General features: G+C 49.0%; 20 protein-coding genes. 7 read left to right on the top strand and 13 right to left on the bottom strand.

Going from position 1 to position 17,289, the window contains the following annotated elements:
- Nucleotides 1-122 precede the first annotated feature (122 nt).
- From PN498_RS21525 to fabG, 4 genes are all read right to left on the bottom strand, one after another.
- The gene (locus tag PN498_RS21525) at nt 123-533 is read right to left on the bottom strand and encodes a type II toxin-antitoxin system VapC family toxin (protein WP_272065469.1); all 411 of its coding nucleotides are present in this window, start codon (nt 531-533) and stop codon (nt 123-125) included.
- Entirely contained in the window at nt 526-765 is a 240-nt protein-coding gene (locus PN498_RS21520) for a hypothetical protein (RefSeq protein WP_272065468.1), read from the bottom strand. Before PN498_RS21520 ends, PN498_RS21525 begins: the two co-directional genes overlap by 8 nt.
- Before the next feature lie 122 nt (nt 766-887).
- On the bottom strand, nt 888-1,172 hold the full coding sequence (locus PN498_RS21515; RefSeq protein WP_272065467.1) for a hypothetical protein: 285 nt from the start codon (nt 1,170-1,172) through the stop codon (nt 888-890).
- Nucleotides 1,173-1,487: 315 nt separating this feature from the next.
- Nucleotides 1,488-2,234: a 3-oxoacyl-[acyl-carrier-protein] reductase gene (gene fabG, locus PN498_RS21510; RefSeq protein ID WP_272065466.1), complete on the bottom strand. Its 747-nt coding sequence runs from the start codon at nt 2,232-2,234 to the stop codon at nt 1,488-1,490.
- A 126-nt stretch (nt 2,235-2,360) separates the two neighbouring features.
- Between fabG and trxA (PN498_RS21505) the strand changes: the two genes are divergently transcribed.
- Entirely contained in the window at nt 2,361-2,681 is a 321-nt protein-coding gene (gene trxA, locus PN498_RS21505) for a thioredoxin (protein ID WP_272065465.1), read from the top strand.
- Nucleotides 2,682-3,126: 445 nt separating this feature from the next.
- Entirely contained in the window at nt 3,127-3,447 is a 321-nt protein-coding gene (gene trxA / locus PN498_RS21500) for a thioredoxin (protein WP_272065464.1), read from the top strand.
- Between the two features lie 192 nt (nt 3,448-3,639).
- On the opposite strand, the gene PN498_RS21495 is transcribed toward trxA (PN498_RS21500), so the two are convergent.
- From PN498_RS21495 to PN498_RS21485, 3 genes are all read right to left on the bottom strand, one after another.
- Nucleotides 3,640-3,819, bottom strand: coding sequence for a hypothetical protein (locus PN498_RS21495; RefSeq protein ID WP_272065463.1), 180 nt, complete (start codon nt 3,817-3,819; stop codon nt 3,640-3,642).
- Entirely contained in the window at nt 3,816-5,555 is a 1,740-nt protein-coding gene (locus PN498_RS21490; protein WP_272065462.1) for a mechanosensitive ion channel family protein, read from the bottom strand. The genes PN498_RS21495 and PN498_RS21490 overlap by 4 nt, the downstream gene beginning before the upstream one ends.
- A gap of 220 nt (nt 5,556-5,775) precedes the next feature.
- Entirely contained in the window at nt 5,776-6,168 is a 393-nt protein-coding gene (locus PN498_RS21485) for a hypothetical protein (RefSeq protein ID WP_272065461.1), read from the bottom strand.
- A gap of 356 nt (nt 6,169-6,524) precedes the next feature.
- Between PN498_RS21485 and PN498_RS21480 the strand changes: the two genes are divergently transcribed.
- From PN498_RS21480 to PN498_RS21465, 4 genes are all read left to right on the top strand, one after another.
- Nucleotides 6,525-10,883 carry an NACHT domain-containing protein gene (locus PN498_RS21480; RefSeq protein ID WP_442951439.1) on the top strand — a complete coding sequence of 1,453 codons (4,359 nt, stop codon included), beginning with the start codon at nt 6,525-6,527 and terminating at the stop codon, nt 10,881-10,883.
- A gap of 68 nt (nt 10,884-10,951) precedes the next feature.
- Nucleotides 10,952-11,257 carry a DUF433 domain-containing protein gene (locus PN498_RS21475; RefSeq protein ID WP_272065459.1) on the top strand — a complete coding sequence of 102 codons (306 nt, stop codon included), beginning with the start codon at nt 10,952-10,954 and terminating at the stop codon, nt 11,255-11,257.
- A 244-nt stretch (nt 11,258-11,501) separates the two neighbouring features.
- Nucleotides 11,502-11,675 carry a hypothetical protein gene (locus tag PN498_RS21470; RefSeq protein ID WP_272065458.1) on the top strand — a complete coding sequence of 58 codons (174 nt, stop codon included), beginning with the start codon at nt 11,502-11,504 and terminating at the stop codon, nt 11,673-11,675.
- Nucleotides 11,676-11,792: 117 nt separating this feature from the next.
- Nucleotides 11,793-12,032: a DUF2283 domain-containing protein gene (locus PN498_RS21465; RefSeq protein WP_272065457.1), complete on the top strand. Its 240-nt coding sequence runs from the start codon at nt 11,793-11,795 to the stop codon at nt 12,030-12,032.
- Nucleotides 12,033-12,346: 314 nt separating this feature from the next.
- On the opposite strand, the gene PN498_RS21460 is transcribed toward PN498_RS21465, so the two are convergent.
- Both PN498_RS21460 and PN498_RS21455 read right to left on the bottom strand, forming a co-directional pair.
- Entirely contained in the window at nt 12,347-12,799 is a 453-nt protein-coding gene (locus tag PN498_RS21460) for a type II toxin-antitoxin system VapC family toxin (RefSeq protein ID WP_272065456.1), read from the bottom strand.
- The gene (locus PN498_RS21455) at nt 12,799-13,068 is read right to left on the bottom strand and encodes a hypothetical protein (RefSeq protein WP_272065455.1); all 270 of its coding nucleotides are present in this window, start codon (nt 13,066-13,068) and stop codon (nt 12,799-12,801) included. The genes PN498_RS21460 and PN498_RS21455 overlap by 1 nt, the downstream gene beginning before the upstream one ends.
- 94 nt (nt 13,069-13,162) lie before the next feature.
- Between PN498_RS21455 and PN498_RS21450 the strand changes: the two genes are divergently transcribed.
- Nucleotides 13,163-13,438, top strand: a complete 276-nt coding sequence (locus tag PN498_RS21450) for a hypothetical protein (RefSeq protein ID WP_272065454.1) — start codon at nt 13,163-13,165, stop codon at nt 13,436-13,438.
- A 335-nt stretch (nt 13,439-13,773) separates the two neighbouring features.
- On the opposite strand, the gene PN498_RS21445 is transcribed toward PN498_RS21450, so the two are convergent.
- From PN498_RS21445 to PN498_RS21430, 4 genes are all read right to left on the bottom strand, one after another.
- Nucleotides 13,774-14,361: a Uma2 family endonuclease gene (locus tag PN498_RS21445; RefSeq protein ID WP_272065453.1), complete on the bottom strand. Its 588-nt coding sequence runs from the start codon at nt 14,359-14,361 to the stop codon at nt 13,774-13,776.
- A 60-nt stretch (nt 14,362-14,421) separates the two neighbouring features.
- Nucleotides 14,422-14,892: a GNAT family N-acetyltransferase gene (locus PN498_RS21440; protein ID WP_272065452.1), complete on the bottom strand. Its 471-nt coding sequence runs from the start codon at nt 14,890-14,892 to the stop codon at nt 14,422-14,424.
- Nucleotides 14,893-14,916: 24 nt separating this feature from the next.
- Nucleotides 14,917-15,141, bottom strand: a complete 225-nt coding sequence (locus PN498_RS21435) for a hypothetical protein (RefSeq protein WP_272065451.1) — start codon at nt 15,139-15,141, stop codon at nt 14,917-14,919.
- 95 nt (nt 15,142-15,236) lie between these two features.
- Complete coding sequence (locus tag PN498_RS21430) at nt 15,237-17,162, bottom strand: sodium:solute symporter family protein (RefSeq protein WP_272065450.1); 1,926 nt, start codon at nt 17,160-17,162, stop codon at nt 15,237-15,239.
- Between the last annotated feature and the right edge of the window lie 127 nt (nt 17,163-17,289).

The raw sequence follows: 17,289 nt of genomic DNA, 5'->3' as shown, positions 1-17,289 counted from the left end.
GGCATTTTAGCGTTCTGTGCAGCAGGGGCAGGGAATGGGGTATGTTTGACTCAAATGCCTGCCGCTGCAGATTGTGGATTGGCGTTTTGGATTTGAGAGTGGCTGAGTAACGAGGCTTTCAGTTACTTGAGCAGTGCCCGAAAACCTGCTTGCTGAAAGTGCGTGTCGGCAGTTAGTGCGTCAGTCATTCCCCGTTCCTGCATAACAACGAATGATATGCAATCTACCAATCCCCATTCCTTATCTTCTCGCTGTCTAAACAAATTGAATGCTGATTCATACAGGCTATCGGTTAACGAAATAACTTCGACGGTAGGATCGGCTTCCAGAGATTCTAAAAGTTGAATGGCAGCGGCTCTATACCGTGCTTTAGAAAGTGCATTACCGATTTCCAGCAAAATTGCTTGGGTAGTTGTTAAACGAGTTTGATCTGTCTGGATTTGTCCAGCAAGCTCAATAGCTTTTGGATGATTTTGATCGGTTACGGAAGACAATGCGATCGCAAAAGAAGTATCCATAAAAACTTCAGTCATTGTCAGAAAGCGTTTCCCCGTACAGATATTGATCAATATTCTCTGACCAATCAGGATTACCCTTTAGCTTCAGAGACTGAGCAGTTTGAAGAAACGTTTTTGGCTGCTTCTTAGTCTCATCAGGCAAAACGCTTTCGACAATAATTCTTACCCTTGTCCCCGCAGCTAAATCGAGGGGACCGTCAAGTTGAAGAACTGTTCCATCGAATACGGCTTCGAGTTCTTGGAGCATAGTCTTTGGAGGGTTTATGAGTTGGTTTGAGTATAGCTCTCCTTTACCCGAACCCCGGTTTCTATCGAGAAGCAAATCAGTCTTTACCACTTTGCCAAGAAACCGGGGTTCGGGTCACTCCGCTACTCGAACAGTCTGTCGCGCTGTAAGTATCGCAACACATCGCCGGGATCCTGCCGGATCAGCACGCCGTTTTCAGGGACGTCGATTTTGGGACTCCACTCGATGCGCTCAATACAGTTCCGCAGGTGGAAGAGGTCGATCGCGCTTTGGGTATCCGCTTCGGTGCCGACAAGATAGAGGCGCAGGCGTTTATGTCGTCGTTGGGGATGAGCGGGCTGGCTCGGCAACGACGGCGGTGCCGCCTCGGTGTGGTGAGACGGCAGGACGTATTGAATTGTAATCACGGGGGATTCCTCCAACAAGAATCAGTTTGGGTGAATCCCCGAAGATTCGATCGCCCTTAGACGAAGCGCTTCGGTAGGGCGACCTAAAATAGGTGCAGCCTATACGACAGCCTGTTTCTGTCTATGGGTTAGGCGCTGGTTTGTGCTGGTATCACTTGCCAGTGCCGCCGACCAAATTTTCGGGGAGCAAGCTGCACGGAGGCAGCTATGGTTGCTGATAATAGTCGATTTGGTTCCCGGAGGCAAGTCAGAATTGATACCAAAGGCGGTCAAGTAGTCCCTATTGTTGTCGTCAAGCTCTTGGCAGAAACCCCATCACATCACCATGCCGCCGTCGATGGTTAAGACCTGTCCGGTGATGTAGGCCGCTGCTGGGTCGCTGGCGAGGAAGCGAATGAGTCCTGCGACTTCTTCGGCCTCGCCGTAACGCCCTAGGGGAATGTATTTGAGTATGTCTTCGGTGTTGGATAGGTCTTCCGTCATGTCGGTTTTGATAAAGCCGGGTGCGACGGCGTTGACGGTGACGCTGCGGGTTGCCATTTCTTTGGCGACGGTTTTGGTGAAGCCGATGACCCCGGCTTTGGCGGCGCTGTAGTTGGCCTGTCCCGGATTACCCATGAGTCCCGCAACGGACGCGATATTAATGATGCGGCCTGATCGCTGCTTCAGCATAATCTTGCTGGCGGCGCGGGTGCAGAGAAAAACGCCGGAGAGGTTCAGGTCGATGACGGCTTGCCAATCTTCGGGCTTCATTCTCAGCAGCAGGGTGTCGCGAGTGATGCCAGCGTTGTTGACTAACACGTCGATGCGCCCCCACTTGTCCATCGTGGCTTTGATCAGACTGTCGACCTGCTCGGCATCGGAGACGTCGGCTTGTAGGGCGATCGCGCTGCCTGCCGTGTCCGCGATCGTGGCGACCACCTCGTCGGCGGCGGTGCGCGATCGGGCATAGTTGACGACGACATTGGCACCTTCGGCAGCCAGGGCCAGTGCAGTTGCTCGTCCAATGCCTCGGGATGCGCCTGTCACAATTGCTACTTTGTCAGTCAACCCTGCTGCCATAATGCCGTCTCCTAAACGTCGTCCTAGACCCAAAGGGTGATCTTATATCAAAAGGTTTCGGATCTCCGACCCCGAGCTCTACGAATGGCGCTTAGGATGGAATCGTCGATTTTTGGTTCGGGTTTGATGGCTACCAAACAACAGTTCACCAGCTTTGCTGATTTGCTGACCCAGAGCGAATTACCCACTCTGGTAGATTTTTATGCGACTTGGTGCGGTCCCTGTCAGATGATGGCTCCCATTTTGGAACAGGTGAATGCTCAGCTCAAAGGCCAGATCAAAGTGGTCAAAATCGATACTGATCGCTACCCTCAGCTTGCGTCGCAGTATCAGATTCATGCGCTGCCAACACTGGTTTTGTTCAAGAATGCTCAGCCGGTAGAACGTATTGAAGGGGTGCTTGTCGCGGATCAGCTCGTGCAGCGTTTGCGTCCCCATCTTGGCTAGGACTAGGGTTCAGTTCAATACAGGCTTTGTTATTTGAGTGGGGTTAGGAGGGAGTGAGGAATGGGGAAGAGGGAGTGGGGACAGGGCGTACTGGTTTGACTTGAAGACCGGTATAAGCAATTCAAAATTGCGCTTTTGGGAAGAATATTTGACTAATACTTGATCTATTGAGGACAATCCTTGGCTTTAGGAAGAGACGCAGTCGAGCGGTATTTAACTATAAACTCTGTAGGCTGGAGTGCTTAAGTTCTAATCCTGCAAGCCTTTCAAAGGCTGATTCGTAAAATGGCGAGGTCTAGATCAAAGCCGAAATTGATGCTGTAAATCCTGAGAAAGGTAGAAACCTGCAACAGAGTATGTCCGAATGCAAAACCTCTCACAGAATAGACTCGATATTGGCTATGGTAATATTCTGGTAATTAGGAAAGGTAAGGACATCTGAGGCATGGCAGCCGCACAAGTAACAGACTCTACGTTCAAGCAAGACGTGCTTGAAAGCGAACTCCCTGTTCTAGTCGATTTTTGGGCACCCTGGTGTGGGCCTTGCAGAATGGTCGCTCCGGTTGTAGACGAAATTTCAGAACAGTACGACGGGCAGGTTAAGGTCGTTAAGCTCAATACTGATGAGAACCCGAGTGTTGCCAGCCAGTATGGGATTCGTAGTATTCCTACCCTAATGATTTTCAAAGGCGGCCAGCGGGTCGATATGGTGGTTGGTGCGGTTCCTAAAACCACGTTGGCGAATACCCTTGAAAAGTATCTTTAAGGGCGGCTGTTACTTCTCTTGAGAAGTCCATGGCGGTACTGTGCAAAGCTTTTTTGAAAGGGAGCTGTGGGGATTCTCACAGCTCCCTTTCGTCGTTTTGGCCGCGATACTGCAAGCGTAAAGCCCGTTGAGACATTGCTCGGAATGCGGTGCGGCAAGATGTTTTCCAAATAGTCGCTGGTATTGAGATGGTCAAAATTCAATCTCATCCAGGCGATCGCGGCTCCCTACAACCTGCCGATATTGGAGTCTATCCTGCGAGGGGTGTGGGGACGTCAGGTCCCACATCGGGGGTTTGGGGGCCTGCCCCCAAGGTTCGACGCCGACCCCTAATTGTTCTAACGGTGTCTTCTGCCGTGTCAGCAGAATCATTCCGAAGGGTGATGGGACTGCGCGGAGTTTGTCTTGTCGCCATTCGTTTCCGAAGCGGGATCCACAGGAGATACGCGAAATCCAGGTACGGTATAGCCCTTAGGAAAATATTTCTCAGGAACAGCTAGCTGATGCCCATCGCGCACGGCTGAGTAATGGGGGGAAAGAATTTCAATTTCAGCTTCGTTGAGCACATCTTGCAGATTTTGGTGCAGCCCTGAATAGGTGCGCGGCATTTTTGCGGGTTTGTCCGTGTAAGCATTCAGCTCATAACTGACGTAGAAATCATCCAAACTAGTCTGCAAAACAAACGGCTCTGGCTCTGTCAGGATATTCTCGGTGCGTCGAGCTGCTTCAATCATGACCTTGTGAACCTTGGGCCAGGGAACGTCGTAGCCCAGGGTAATAGTGGTGTGGAGCACGAGGGCCGGCGTATTTTCATAGCGCACAGAGCCACTGTAGTTAACAATGTGGCTGCCCAAAACCATTGAGTTGGGAATCGTCACCACAACGTTTTTGGGCGTATTGACCCGAGTGACTAACAGCGTCTTCTCCACCACATCGCCTATGGTTTCACTAATTTTGACGCGATCGCCCACCACAAACGCTCGGCTATAGGTCAGGATAATCCCGGCAACAAAATTAGCCACTGCGCCACTGGATCCCAAGGAAAAGAGAATCCCCAAAAACACCGAAATGCCTTGAAAGGCCGGCGTATCCGATCCCGGCAAGTAGGGGAAGGCGATCGTTGCGGCGAAGGCGATTATGGCAAAGCGAACAATGTTGTAAGTGGGTCTGGCCCACTCTGGATAAAAGCCTGGAATGGTGATGGTGCCCCGGCGAATTTCAGCAAAAGTGAACTTGATTAGGCGTAGGGTGTAAGCCGTGAAGATGATGATGAAAAAGATGAAAAACAGGTTGGGCAAGTAGCCAATCAGGTTTTGCCCCAGCGTTAATGCCGCTCTGCGGAAATAGCCAAAAATATCTTGCGAAAGTCGTTTCGTCCACGGAAAAAAGCTCAGGACTAAACTGGTGTAGATCAAGAGCAGTCCCAGGAATAGGGCTAATCGAGCAATTCTCAGCAGTTCTATGAACGAATCGGCCACGCGATCGGCGGGAATAATTTCTGTGCCAAATAAGCGCAGTCCTCGAATGCGATCGCCCTGCCACGTCTTCAGCTTGCGGCTACAGAATGCGACCAGTTGATTTGAAAACGCAAAACTCAGAACCAAAACAACGGTCAAAATCAGCGTGTAGATAAGCCCCAGGAGAATGCTCTGAAGACTGTAGGAGCGCCGATACTCTTCAACCGCTGCTTGGATAATGTCAACGTAGTCTTGTGCCATTGCCCGCTCTGTGGCGTTGGCGGCTTCAGCATCGACATCCGCGATCGTCATCAGCACTTCGTCGCCCGCTGTGATGTCAACCGTATCGGCTAGCTCGTTGACGACAATCCTCAAACTGTCAGGCTCTTGTTCTACATCTCTAGCGAAAGCTTCGATGCGCTCAGAAATTGTCCTTGCCCGAAAGCTGGGCGGGAACGAACCCACTCTTGCCTCGATGTAGAACAGGGTTTGGTCCTGGAGGGTGACTGGAAATCCTTGCGGCGATCGCTCAGGAGTCGTTTCGGTTTGTGCCTGAGATGAATTGGCCATCAATGACAGGCAAACGATCGCAATTGCTATGAGCGAGATGAGCGATCGAAACCCCTCACGGATGTACGGCCTTCTGAACATGGAGCTAAATTGACTGAGTTTAACGACAGGTAGTTGCAGCCGACATCGCTGAGGCAACCGACAACGCTACGCCCTATTACAGGGAGTTTTATCCCGCTGCCTTTATCCCTTTGCTTGGCACGGTAGATGATTTAGATGGCAAATGTTGATGAATGATACTCTGCTTACCGTCCATAAAATCTAGCAGAGGATAAGAAAAAACACTCCGTTGCCCCAAAAACTATTCAGAATCAGACGTCTGACTGTCACGACGGCCCAGCTCATAGACGCCGCTGCCAACAGCAAATAACAGCCCCAAACTGATGGACCAACTGTCTCCGAGACTGAGGACGACTCCGTAGTGAAGCAGCGCACCGACTGCCACAAACGGTAGAACGCTGAACATTGACGCCCAGAATGCATTCTGAGACTCTCGTCCTTTGCGCGTCTTCTCAAATTCTTCCTGAGACATGTAAAGAGAGCGCTCTGCAAAATTAAACCAGCGAGTCAACTGCTCGGTTACCCAATCGCTTAGAGGGGAAAAGGCCAGATATAAGGCAAGCGCCCACAACGTTGCACCGGCAACAACAACTCGATCCACAGCGAAGGAAAACGGAAACAGTTCTGTAATCATGCGGCAACTAGCGATACGGCACCGAAGGGAGCATTAAGAAGAATCTTGGCCTTTTGCTGGTGAGGCGATCGCAGCAGTAGCACCCACTACTGTTTACAAACGCCCGTTAACTTCCTGTTACCAGTATTAACGTTTTTATGTGTTTTGTATAGGACGACAGCCACTCTTGCGCTCCCATGCCCTCACGCTCCCATGCCCGGAATAGTGCTGGATCAGGGACTAACTGACATCAGACCTGTCGGTGTCTCATTGAGGTTTTGTTGACCAATTTGTAAGATTTCGAGCATTTTTGAGCAACCTGACTTTCACTAGAGAAAAGCGTGGGGAGAGAGCCTGTGTTTGGTCTGGATAATCTGATGAATCTGCTCTTTGAGACTGCTATGGAGAGCATCAATCGCAACGAGCGCGTCATTCAGCTCCTCAAACGGCTCAACCTCGATCCTGACCATCCCCCCAAGGATTTTATCGGGGTATATCAATACGCCTTGGTGGAATACGGCGTCGGCAAACCCCGTCCTGTGCTCGAAATCTTTCGCCAAACCCCAATTCAAGCCCTTTTTCGCGAAGCCCTAGACCGCAACACCCCCTCGATTTTGCTGAAGAACGGCGAAGATTTTCTCGCCAGTCACCCCCTCCAGTCCGATCTCCAAGCCAATAATGTTGATGTTCGACGGGAGTTCTACGCCTTTGCCGCCGTTTTTATCGAAGTGGCCAAACGCACCCGCACCCCCGCTGAAATTTTGGCTGAGCAAAAGCTGGACTCCATGCATCGGCAAATCGGCAGTCTGCAAGAGCGTCTGAATCGCCTGCCGACTATTGAGGGGATGCGGACTGAAATGGCGCGGCTGGCCGCTCAAGACTATGCCGCCCTGCCTGGAGCAGCAGCAACCGAACCCTTCAGCGCCGAGCAGTGCAAAGCCTTTGCACTAGCACAACAAATACGCGGCTGGTTTGAGACCCTAGGCTTTCGCTTTGAATCTCATGACGTTTGGCAGGATGACCACTTTGAGTGGATTATCAACATTCCAATTCGCCGGGGGCGATACGATCGCATCCTGGTGCGCGGTATCGATGGCGAAGCGGGCTTGAGCGATGTGGAAGACCTGAAGGCATCCGTTGAGACACACCAAACGGATGAAGGCTGGCTCGTCACTGCCCGTCGCATTAGCCGAGCCGCCCGCGATGAGGTAGAAAAAGCGGACAATGACGGCTTGGGCTGCTACACCCTAGATGAATTGCTCGACCAGGATGCTGACTTCAGCGGCTACCTCACCTGGTTGGAGGCGGAAATTCAAAAGCGAGGGATTGACCAGAAATACGTGCCCCTGGCCTGCCTCAAAGATGAGATTGATCCGGATACGCGGCAGCGGATTGGGGTGAGTCGTTATGGCGATCGCGACGGCTGGATAGACGGCTACATTGACCTCTGGCTCGACGATCCGGCCAAAGAGCACATCTCGGTGCTGGGCGAATTTGGCACGGGCAAAACCTGGTTCGCCTTCCACTATGCTTGGCAAGCCCTACAGCGGTATCGCGAAGCCCAGCAGCGAGGCTTAGAGCGTCCGCGACTGCCCCTCGTCGTGCCCCTACGAGACTACGCCAAAGCCGTCAGCGTCGAGTCTCTGTTCTCCGAGTTCTTTTTCCGCAAGCATGAGATTCCCATTCCCGGCTATTCAGCATTTGAACAGCTCAATCGTATGGGTAAGCTGCTGCTGATCTTCGATGGCTTTGACGAAATGGCGGCTCGGGTCGATCGCCAGCAGATGATCAACAACTTCTGGGAACTGGCAAAGGTCGTCGTGCCCGGAGCCAAAGTCATCCTCACCTGCCGCACCGAACACTTCCCCGAAGCCAAAGAAGGCCGTGCTTTGCTTAACGCCGAACTGCAAGCCTCCACGAAGGACTTGACTGGAGAAACCCCTCAGTTTGAAGTGCTGGAGCTAGAAAAATTCGACGACGAGCAGATTCATCAAGTCCTTTCCCACCAAGCCCAACCCGCCACCGTCGAGCAAATCATGGGCAATCCCGAGCTGCTTGACCTGGCCCGCCGCCCCGTCCTTACAGAGTTAATCCTAGAAGCCCTTCCCGACATCGAAGCTGGCAAACCCGTAGACATGTCCCGCGTCTACCTCTACGCCGTCCGCCACAAAATGGAGCGCGACATCAAAGCCGAACGCACCTTCACCTCAATGGCCGACAAGCTCTATTTTATGTGTGAGCTGTCCTGGGAAATGCTGAGCAGCGATCGTATGAGCATCAACTATCGCGAATTCCCCGATCGCATCCGCAAGCTATTCGGCCCCGCCGTGGAAGAACAAAAAGACCTCGATCACTGGCACTACGACATGATGGGCCAAACCATGCTCATCCGCAACGCCGAAGGCGACTACACCCCAGCCCACCGATCTTTACTTGAGTTTTTTGTTGCTTACAAATTTGCTGCTGAACTAGACATTCTCGCACCTGACTTTTCCGAAATGGCTGATTTGGCATACTTCAAAGATCACGTCAACTTGAACAGCACATTCGGAAAGGAAGTTTTAGAAAAGGCAGTAATCGAACTTATTTTGCCAATGTTGGATTTGAAGGAGTCAATTCAAAAAAAACTACTACATCTAATTCTAAATACTCGCAATCAGTCTATTTCAGAAGTTAGAAGCATTGCCGGTAATGCCGCAACGCTTCTCTTAAGATTTAACCATGCAGCTTTAGCCAAATTAGATTTGAGCAGGACTATTATTGTTGGTGGCGACTTCACTCGCGCTATCTTGAGGGAAACCAATTTTTCTTATGCAACTTTTAGCCGCAACAATTTTGCTCAATCTTTTGGTGCTGTATTCTCAGTCACATTTAATGTAGATAGTTCTTTGTTGGCAACGGGTCATTTGAACGGAGAAATTTGCCTTTGGGACAGCGATGCTCGAAAACTTACAAGTCATTCAGGTCATGCAGATCTTGTTCGAGCAGTTGCATTTAGTCCTGATAGTAGGCTTCTTGCAACTGGAAGCTATGATAGAAGCATTAAACTCTGGGATATTTCGAACAGGGTTTTGCTTGAAGACAATTGCATTACGATATTGAAAGGGCATGACAGACCAGTACGCTCTGTATCTTTCAGTCCTGACGGAAAAATTCTTGCTAGCGGAAGTGAGGATCACACTTTAGCACTCTGGAATATCGAAACTGGTGAATGCCTCAGAAAGTTATCCTTAGGCACTTTTGGATACATGCGTTCTGCAACTTTTAGTAAGGATGGAAACATCATCGCTAGCAGTGGAGATGATTACACGGTCATTCTCTGGAATTTTCAAACTGGAAACATATTAAAGAAACTATCTGGCCATAAGAATTGGGTAAAATCAATTGACTTTCATCCCTACAAGAATTTGCTCGTTAGTGGTAGTCAAGATGGTACTGCGAAACTATGGGATATATCTACGGGAGAATGCATTCGAACTTTTACTGGGCATAAAGGGCAGATCAATTCAGTTGATTTTAGTAGAGATGGAAATCTTTTCGCTAGCGCAGGTAGTGACTCTATAGTCAGGGTATGGAATATCGAATCAGAACAATGCTTTCGACTTTTAAAGGGACATACTACTTGGGTGCAATCTATAAGTTTTCATACTGAAAATCGTATCTTAGCTAGTGGCAGTCAAGACAATTCAATCCGACTTTGGGATGTTTACGAAGGAAAATGTATAGATATACTCCAGAGTCATATAGATTGGATTGAGGCGATAAAACCAAGTCCAGACGGACAAACAATAGCAGTTAGTTCTCAAACTTTTCCTTTGCAAAACTACGACATAGAACTGTGGAACATATGCAAAGAAAGTAGCGTATATCGCTTAAGTGGACATGCCAATCCGATACTTTCTATCGATTTTACTCGTGATGGTAAGTTTCTCGCTAGCGGGAGCTCTGATCACACGACTAAAATATGGAATATCGAAACTAAAAAGTGCATAAGAACACTACATGGTCATAATGATGTCGTAAATACACTGAATTTTTCATGCACGGACAAGATTCTGGCTACGGGAAGTGAAGATGAAACAGTCAAAATATGGGATTTCAATACTGGAGACTGCATCAGAACACTGTATGGGCATATGGGGCAGATCAAGACAGTAAGATTTGCTTCGACTTCAAAGTTGCTTTTTAGCACCAGCGAAGATTTTGTTCTAAGAATATGGGATTGCGAATCCTGGGAATGTTTAAGGACAGTTAAAGGCAATTCGAATTGGATCCGATCTTTTTCACTACATCCAAGCGGTAGTTCTTTTGCAGCCGCTAGCGATGACTATATCGCAAGAATTTGGAATATTGGTACTGGTGATTGTACACAAACCTTTCAAGGTCATAGTGCCCAGATCAAAAAAGTCAATTTTAACAATGATGGTCAGATTCTTGTAACTGGTAGTGATGATTGTCTAGTGAAGATGTGGAACAGCAAGAATGGAAAATGTTTAGCAACATTCGAGGGCCATCTTTCATCTATTCGTTCAATTCAATTTAATGCTAAAGGAGATAAGATTATTAGTGCTGATGAAAACGGATTAATTAAGATATGGAATATTCGAGATGGTTCTTGTATTAGGACTTTGAAGCGTATCAAACCATATCAAGAAATGAATATTACTGGAACAAAAGGTTTGACTGAAACTGTCAAAAATACCTTGAAGTCTCTTGGTGCAATAGAGAATGAGTAAGTACGAATAACAAGCGTTGCACCATAACGATTTTTCTGAAGGGCTTACATAAATATAAAGAGAAACAAATGACGATCGCATCAATTGACATCGGCACACTGGTTACACGTACACCTGGCCTACATGGCGGGAGTCCCCATATTGCAAGTAAAGGCATTACCGTGCGTCGCATTGTTGCCTGGTACAAGCGAGGGTTGAATGCAGAGGAAATCTGCGATCGCATCGGGAATTTAACGCTTGCAGAAGCTTATGCAGCTCTTACTTACTACCACGCCAACAAAACCGAGGTAGAGACTGATTTGGCCATGCAAGCTGCGGAAGCAAAGCGTCTAGAGTTAACCTTCACTCACTCTGCCGCGGAGATGCAAAACTAGTTGATATTTTTGGGCCAGTATTTGCGCTCTTGAAGTCACACGCTGTCCCGAGGCGATTTTTCTCCTCTCAGCCAATCAGGTCAATGAACGACAGTTGAACGACAGCAGTTCGAAGGAGATTTTGATGGATGCAATCACGACCAAACAGGCCGAATAAGACCTTGACGGATTAATTGAACGGGTTATTGCTGACGTACAGCCTACTATTCTATGCAACGATAAGGGCGATCGCAGCGAGGAGTGAATGCCGAAGAAAGCAATTTCTCGTAATGGCGTTTTCATCCGTTTACTAGACGAACGCTGGCAGCATATTGTTGTTCGCCACAGCATTCTTGCGGATAAGCAGCAGCTTGTTCTAGAGACCCTTACAAATCCTGATCGCATCTTAGCGGGTAATGAATGCTTTGATGGCAGTTAAACAGCTAGAGTCAGAACGATGGCTAGTTGTCGTTTACCGGGAAGAAAATGAAGATGGTTTTATAATCACTGCCTTCTCAACCCGCAGAATCAACTCTCTCAATAGGAGGCAACAACGATGGCCATAGCAAACCTCAGAGAAGCACGAGACTACCTAAAATTCTTACCTGTGCTCCATGATTTGCCCAAGCGTCCGTTCTCGATGCTTTATGACTCAGAAGCAGATGTTCTCTACATCGATTTCTACAATCTTCCCAAATCCTCCAGTGATAGCGAGTTAACTGATGAAGATATCGTGATTCGCTATGACGATGAAGATGAAATTGTGGGTCTCACTGTGCTCAATGCCAGTAGGTAATTAGCACTGTAATTGCCTCTCTGAAAAGTTTGTATAAATCTGAGAAGAAACAAATGGCGATCGCATCAATTGACATCGGCACGCTGGTTACACACACCTAGATTGCATGGAGGAAGTCCTCATGTCGCGGAAGAGGCATTACTGTTCGTCGTATTGTCATTTGGGACAAACGAGGGTTGAATGCCGAAGAAATCAGCAACTTTGACAAAAGTTTGACGTTTACAGAAGTGTAATCTCTTGTCGAAAGCGTCATTTGAAGAAAACTTGAATAAATCAGAACGTCCCTACAAAGCAGCCAAACGAAAGAACAAAGATCAAGGGGAAAACCAAGTTTCTAATTGCAAAGGTTGTACCTGTTGAATGCGGGAAAAATCGCTGTCTGCAGAAACTACGGTGAGATTATACGCAAGGGCTGTAGCGGCTATCCAAAGATCATTGTCATCGAAGCCGAGGTCTTGAATTTTGGTGCGTCGGCGTTGATCGCGCTTTTTAGGGGCAAATTGTTCGTAGAGCTTAGCCTTGAGTTCGCCGTAGCGATCGCCGATGCTCTTATTTATTGGATACAGGTCAATGGCTGTAAGAAAGGCTTGAACTCGCTGAAGATTACTAGCTCGCTGTTGAGAATTTTGAGCCATGAAGATAAGTTCACCTCGAACGATAACGCTGGTAGACACACCGACATTAGCATTCTGCTGTAGACGGTCGATTAGAGTGGTATCACCATTAATGATGCGGCTGCAATGATTGGTATCAAGGAGATATACCATTAAAACTCAGCCTTAGAACGGGTTTCATGAACGAGTTCTAAGCATTCTTCGAAGTCATTGCCGGTCCAGGTACCAGCAAATCGCAGGAGGTCCGAGGCTTTAGAACCTTGCAACACAGGTTCACTATTCAAGTCAGGGAGTTGGTCAGCTTCTGCAGTGTGCATTGGTGCAGAATTTGCATTGAGAAGTTCAGCCTCTAGGGCCTGACGCTCTTCAACGGTAAGGGATTGAATGATGTGAATTAGAGAATCGATCAGCTTAGTGTTCATGGTGTTGGTTGCTGTAGCTTAAGGGACGTCTCCTCAAGATAATCTTTCAGCTCAAAGAACGTAACGTTGTTCGCATCATCACTGGATGGCCACTATGAGTATCCGCCCTAACCGAAGCAGAGAACTATCCGAAGTAGAAATTGATGACATCGTTGAGCAGCAAGCCGATGACGACACGGCTTGGGAAGCACCTATCGCAGTGAATAGGCAAACTGCCTTTTTGGTTTTGCCAGAAGAAATTGTCGAGAAAGCCTCATTCTTCACTAACCTTCACAATGCAGACACTATAGAATCTTGGCTTGTTCAAGTTATCCGGCTGAGGGTAGCTCTAAAGAGGACGCTTTCAGCGAGATTGAGGCTGAAAAAGTAGAAGGAACAAATGGCGATTGCTGTTCTTATGCCCTTGCCAGAATCTCAAAATAACCTTTGCTGTTCAAAGGAAATGATTTCACAAAGACTGATATTAATCGCGTTGCCTACTGAGCGATTAATCCTCTCGATTTATACAAGCGAGGGTTGAATGCTGAAGAAATCAACGGCTGTATTGAAAATCTGCCTTCCAGAACCGTATGGCGAATGTGCTGTTGGTTAAACTTACCCTAGAAATGCTCGTCTCGCAAAACGTAAACCGTGATGACGCCACCTAACATTTTTCAAATCGATGCCTTGTGGGACGCTGACTCAAGATCTAATTAGGAAAAACCATTACCAAATTACGCTCAAATTCAATTGAAATTCGGGCAGAACAGTTTCTCCAGAGATGATGTTAGGTGCGTTGAGTATCTCTGGAGATTGACGGGGACGGAAAACCTCTAGCTGCTTTGCTTTTCGGTTGATAAGCCAGCCCAGTTGAGTTCCATTTTCAAGGTACTCATTCATCTTTTGACGAGTACGCTCTAAGGAATCACTAGGCGACATTAGCTCAATGACAAAATCAGGGCAGAGGGGAACAAATTTTTCTTGCTGCTCAGGGGTAAGTGTATGCCAGCGATCGCCTCTCACCCAAGCAACATCAGGTGAGCGATCAGCGCCGTTCGGCAGCTTAAACCCTGTTGATGAATCAAACACCTCACCTAGCTGAGTTCGGGTATTCCATAGATCGAGTTGAGTCGTGAGTTTGACGTTGTACCTGCCCGTGTTTCCCCCTATGGGTGACATCACAATCAACTCTCCCGTAGCAGTACGCTCAAACTTCAGATCGCGGTGGTGTTGACAGAGCTGATAGTACTGTTCATCCGTTAGTGTGAGTTCCAGAATGAGAGGAGTAGGAAGCGACACCGTGGGCGTACTCATTGCAGTCACCATAGCTGATTCAGCATTCCTCCACAGTATAAATAGCTGAGAGGATTGGCTTCAGGTTTTTGTCAACGGTTTAGTCAACCATAGCGAGTGGGTGTGATAGCCCAGTTTGCGATAGAGCGCGATCGCCCCCGGATTATTGGCAAAGACCTGTAACCCAATTTGGTGATCGCCTCTCGCGTTGGCCCAGTCTTGAGCATGGTGCATCAGAGCTGTTGCAATGCCTTGCCGTCGATGCTCGGGTGCAACGTACAGCATGAGCACATAGCTATGGCGATCGCCTTGCTGTTGATCCACGGCATTCCCTAACCACAGACAGGCAATTGGACTCAGAGTTTCCTGTTCAGGATCAACCCACCATAGCGGCGTTTGGTTAGAAAAATGTCGCTCTACCTGCTGCTCTAGATGGAAAAACGTCCGCGTCCCAGCTGTTTCCTCGTAAGTTTGACTGAGGAATTTCAGTAGCAGCGCTCTGTCCAGGCGCGACCCTCGCCTTAGCTGATAGCCGGGGATCTCGAACGACATTCAGAAGCCTCTCTAGTTCAACGACTATGACGCTTGATCCGGCAATCCTTGTATTAGCCAAGATACGTCTGGAACCACATCGTCTGCTGCTGAGAAGACATCGGTATCTGCTTGTCCAATGGGTTCTTCAATGGGGGCAGGAGCCATCATGTCGTTCGGCAAAAAGATCCGCGCACTCACTGCCAGCATGGCAATCAAGAAGGTGAGCACAATTAGCAATGGAGCAATATAAGACCGAAAGAAAGCCATAAGGATAAGGAAAGAATGAAGGCAAAAGAAGGATAAGAGCAACAGGTCAGAGCGCTTTAAAGTCGTTTAGAGCTTGAAACTCATCCACTCTTATCCTAACCGCCGCTGACATCCTCTAGCCCTGGACGAGGCATGGGTGTGATGCGCGATCGCCTAAGCTGGCGTAACCAAAGGCTGCCGGCGGCGGCGAAAAGCAAACTTAACCAGCCAATATTAGGCTGCAACAATAGGAAGCCTCCCACAGCAAACATGCTGCCAAACAGCAGACAGAGTGCTGCAAGTACCTGCTGTAGCTGAAGAAAAATGTTCTGCTCAGGCAAAACGCCGGGGGGTTCTAGAAATAGATGAGGGAGTCTACCGGAAAAGGTGAGGTATCGAATTGGGGCTTCTCCAGCCCGAACTCGCTGAGGGTTCCAGCCTGGACCAGCGGGATGGACTTTGCGATAGAAGCGATCAAGGATTTCGGGACTTTCTGAGGAGGTCAGCAACATAGTTGCGACCCAAATGACGGTCGTCACGCTGGTAATCAGCAACAGCCGTTCGCCGAAATCGCGCGTTTCCAAGATGGGAATTTCGGTTTGGATGCCATACAAAAGAGCAACTAAGGGATTCTGAATGGCATTGGGATCGGCTACGGGCATGGTGAGCAGACCCATGAGAAAGCCGGCCAGCATTGAGGCGAGTTCGGCGGCGGCGTTGATGCGCCACCAAAACCAGCGCAGGATGAGAACCAGACCGGGGCCAGTCCCGATCGCAATCACCAGGCGAAAAAGGGTCGTTACATTGTCAGAGTAGAAGGCGGCGATCGCGCCCAAGACGGTTACCAAAACTGAGGCCACTCGGCCCGCAAAGACCAACTGCTCCCCGCTGGCATCCGGCGCGATGAACCGGGCGTAGAGGTCATTCGTGAGATAAGACGCGCCCCAGTTAATCAGCGTAGACACTGTGCTCATGAAGGCTGCAATCAACGATGCAACCACTAGTCCCAGCAAAACAGGGGGCAAAAAATCGAGCATCAGTTTCGGATAGCCCAGCTCTCGGTCTTCGAGACCGGGATAAACGACCAACGCGACGAGCGCTACCACCACCCAAGGCCATGTCCGTACCACATAGTGCAGAATGTTGAAAAACCAGGCTGCTTTTTCGGCTTCCGCTTCGTTTTTGGAAGCCGCTAAGCGTTGAATAAACTCGCCACCGCCGTCGCTACGGCGAAACGCCCACCACTGTAGGGCGATATAAGCCAAAAACGTATTAGCCGAGATACCGGCGGTTTCACTCCACCGCAGTCCGCCCTCTCCCCAATTCATGGGCACTAACGCTAAGGTGTCTGGTCCGAACTGGGTCTTGATCTGATCAATCAAAACGGGCATGCCACCGATATGGATCAAGGCTGCTCCGGCAACCACGATCGCCCCAAACAAGGCTAGAAAGAACTGGAAAAAGTCCGTTGCGACGACGCCCCAAAGGCCGGAAAACCCAGCATAGACCAAAACAAATATGCTGACGCCAATGACGCTCCAAAGTTTGGTGTTGTCGCCCAGAGCGACTCCTAAACTCTCCCAAAGCTCTAGTGCTGTGATGACTTTGACCATCGCTAGCATGGCATAACCAATGCCAATACAGTTAATGGGGACTGCGAACAAGAAGGCTTTGATGCCCCGTAAAGCGGCTCCTGTGCGTCCGCCGTATCGCAGTTCTGTCAGTTCAGCATCGGTCACAATCTCTGATCGCCGCCACAGTCGCGAGAAGACATAGATCATCACAACGTGAGCGATGCCAAAGCTCCACCATTCCCAGTTGCCGGCAATGCCCCGAGTGCCAACGACACCTGCAATATAGAGCGGAGTATCAATAGAGAAGGTGGTGGCTGCCATGCTGGTGCCCGCGAGCCACCAAGGGAGCGATCGCCCCGACACAAAAAAATCCACTAACGACCTGGATGCTCGGCGGGAAAGGTACAGCCCTAACCAAAGGGTGAGAACGAGATACGCCAGAACAATCAGCCAGTCGATCCAAATCATACGGAGAAGTTATACGAACAATTCCCAAACATCATCTCATAGGGCATCGGACTTGCAGAGCTGATGTCTTGTCGTTTAGACAGGCACTCTAAACCCTCAGGAGACGTCAACTTATAGATATTTCGTG

This window comes from Oscillatoria sp. CS-180, from assembly GCF_028330965.1.
Taxonomy (GTDB): domain Bacteria; phylum Cyanobacteriota; class Cyanobacteriia; order Phormidesmidales; family Phormidesmidaceae; genus Halomicronema.
Note: the sequence above shows the minus strand (reverse complement) of the source record. Positions and strands in the feature narration are given on the sequence as shown.

Coding starts and splice junctions, on each gene's coding strand:
- PN498_RS21480 (WP_442951439.1), top strand. CDS start 6,525: ATGAATCTGCTCTTTGAGACTGCTATGGAGAGCATCAATCGCAACGAG.
- PN498_RS21445 (WP_272065453.1), bottom strand. CDS start 14,361: ATGAGTACGCCCACGGTGTCGCTTCCTACTCCTCTCATTCTGGAACTC.
- PN498_RS21490 (WP_272065462.1), bottom strand. CDS start 5,555: ATGTTCAGAAGGCCGTACATCCGTGAGGGGTTTCGATCGCTCATCTCG.
- PN498_RS21485 (WP_272065461.1), bottom strand. CDS start 6,168: ATGATTACAGAACTGTTTCCGTTTTCCTTCGCTGTGGATCGAGTTGTT.
- PN498_RS21450 (WP_272065454.1), top strand. CDS start 13,163: ATGAGTATCCGCCCTAACCGAAGCAGAGAACTATCCGAAGTAGAAATT.
- PN498_RS21475 (WP_272065459.1), top strand. CDS start 10,952: ATGACGATCGCATCAATTGACATCGGCACACTGGTTACACGTACACCT.
- trxA (WP_272065464.1), top strand. CDS start 3,127: ATGGCAGCCGCACAAGTAACAGACTCTACGTTCAAGCAAGACGTGCTT.
- PN498_RS21435 (WP_272065451.1), bottom strand. CDS start 15,141: ATGGCTTTCTTTCGGTCTTATATTGCTCCATTGCTAATTGTGCTCACC.
- fabG (WP_272065466.1), bottom strand. CDS start 2,234: ATGGCAGCAGGGTTGACTGACAAAGTAGCAATTGTGACAGGCGCATCC.
- PN498_RS21520 (WP_272065468.1), bottom strand. CDS start 765: ATGCTCCAAGAACTCGAAGCCGTATTCGATGGAACAGTTCTTCAACTT.
- PN498_RS21495 (WP_272065463.1), bottom strand. CDS start 3,819: ATGATTCTGCTGACACGGCAGAAGACACCGTTAGAACAATTAGGGGTC.
- PN498_RS21460 (WP_272065456.1), bottom strand. CDS start 12,799: ATGGTATATCTCCTTGATACCAATCATTGCAGCCGCATCATTAATGGT.
- PN498_RS21470 (WP_272065458.1), top strand. CDS start 11,502: ATGCCGAAGAAAGCAATTTCTCGTAATGGCGTTTTCATCCGTTTACTA.
- PN498_RS21430 (WP_272065450.1), bottom strand. CDS start 17,162: ATGATTTGGATCGACTGGCTGATTGTTCTGGCGTATCTCGTTCTCACC.
- trxA (WP_272065465.1), top strand. CDS start 2,361: ATGGCTACCAAACAACAGTTCACCAGCTTTGCTGATTTGCTGACCCAG.
- PN498_RS21465 (WP_272065457.1), top strand. CDS start 11,793: ATGGCCATAGCAAACCTCAGAGAAGCACGAGACTACCTAAAATTCTTA.
- PN498_RS21440 (WP_272065452.1), bottom strand. CDS start 14,892: ATGTCGTTCGAGATCCCCGGCTATCAGCTAAGGCGAGGGTCGCGCCTG.
- PN498_RS21455 (WP_272065455.1), bottom strand. CDS start 13,068: ATGAACACTAAGCTGATCGATTCTCTAATTCACATCATTCAATCCCTT.
- PN498_RS21525 (WP_272065469.1), bottom strand. CDS start 533: ATGACTGAAGTTTTTATGGATACTTCTTTTGCGATCGCATTGTCTTCC.